The sequence below is a fragment of the Porphyromonas sp. CAG:1061 genome, assembly GCF_000435035.1.
GTDB classification, from domain to species: domain Bacteria; phylum Bacteroidota; class Bacteroidia; order Bacteroidales; family Porphyromonadaceae; genus Porphyromonas_A; species Porphyromonas_A somerae.
This window is the reverse complement of sequence record NZ_HF988925.1, coordinates 30,943-32,514: the sequence shown is the minus strand read 5'-3', so window position 1 is coordinate 32,514 and position 1,572 is coordinate 30,943. Positions and strand designations below refer to the sequence as shown.

The window sequence follows — 1,572 nt, the reverse complement described above, 5'->3', positions numbered from 1 at the left end:
CCACGAGTACCTCGTCAAATAGAGGCGAACCAATCACATACTGTTGCGACCCTGGACAGACAGGATAGAAGCCCATGGCCGAAAAGACATACCACGCAGAAGTCTGTCCATTATCCTCATCACCACAATACCCATCAGGCGTAGGTGCGTAAAGGCGATTCATCACCTCGCGTACACGGTACTGAGCCTTCCAAGGCTCCCCAGCATAGTTATAGAGATAGATAGCGTGCTGAATTGGCTGATTACCGTGAGCATAATTGCCCATATTCATAATTTGCATCTCTCGGATCTCGTGAATGGTAAATCCGTAGTAGCTATCATCAAAAAGCGGAGGTACATTAAAGATACTATCCATCATCTGTACGAATGTAGAGGCACCGCCCATTAAATTGATCAACCCTTGTGGGTCGTGAAATACCGACCAAGTATAATGCCAACTATTTCCCTCGGTAAAGGCATCACCCCACTTAAGTGGATTAAATGGAGCTTGCCACTCTCCATTTAGTAGTTTTCCTCGCATCAAGCGGTGGCTTGGATCAAAGAGATGGCGGTAGTTCATGGCCCTCTCGCGATAAATAGCAATCTCCGACTCAGGTTTATTAAGTGCCTTTCCAAATTGATAGATGCACCAATCGTCATAAGCATACTCTAGGGTACGAGCAGCACTCTCATTAATACCCACATCGCAAGGCACATATCCTAGCTTATTGTAATACTCAAATCCAGCACGCCCAGTAGCACTCACTTCAGGGTGGCGGCTATGGGCACCGTGCACCACAGCCTCCCATAGCACCTCAGCATCCTTCTTGGGGGTAAGTCCCATAATATAACCATCTGCCACTACCGAGGCACTATTATTCCCCACCATTATATCACGGTGCCCAGGGCTAGCCCATTCAGGCAAGAACCCACTCTCACGATAGGCATTAGCAAGTCCCTCTTGCATCTTACTCGCCTCTTCGGGATAGCAAAGATTGAGCAGTGGGAATAGACTTCTAAAGGTATCCCAAAAGCCAGTATCGGTATACATATACCCTGGCAATACCTTGCCATTGTACGGACTGTAGTGCAGGATATTACCAGCCTTATCCACCTCATAAAAACGTCGAGGAAAGAGTAGCGAACGGTAAAGTGTAGAGTAGAAGGTGCGGATATCATCGAGGTCGGGTCCCTTCACTTGTAGCCGTCCAAGCAAACGGTTCCATTCAGCACGCCCCTCCTCTACCACCTCGCTTAGAGAACGACCAGCTACCTCCTCCAGATTCTGCCAAGCCTGCTCTGTGCTGATAAAGGAGCTAGCCACCCTTAGGGTCACTTTGCTACCTCTAGGGAAACCAATCGCTAGAGTGGTGCTATCGGAAGAGACCAGTTCAAATGGCACATCACTAGTCAGTACAAAGTAATTGCAAAAATTATCAGGCACTCCACCACTATTCTTAGTGGTATATCCTGTAACCACTCCCCGAGATTCATCTGCAGAGATCTTACAGGGAGCCTCCATCGCATCTATCACCAGATAATTATCTTTATAGTCGGGGTAGTGAATATCGAATACCACGGAACGCTCAGTAG

1 protein-coding gene is annotated in these 1,572 nt (G+C 47.7%); it reads right to left on the bottom strand.

The window, feature by feature from the left end:
- A partial coding sequence (locus QVO39_RS06235) for a GH92 family glycosyl hydrolase (RefSeq protein WP_288171860.1) occupies positions 1–1,572 on the bottom strand: 1,572 nt, incomplete at both ends.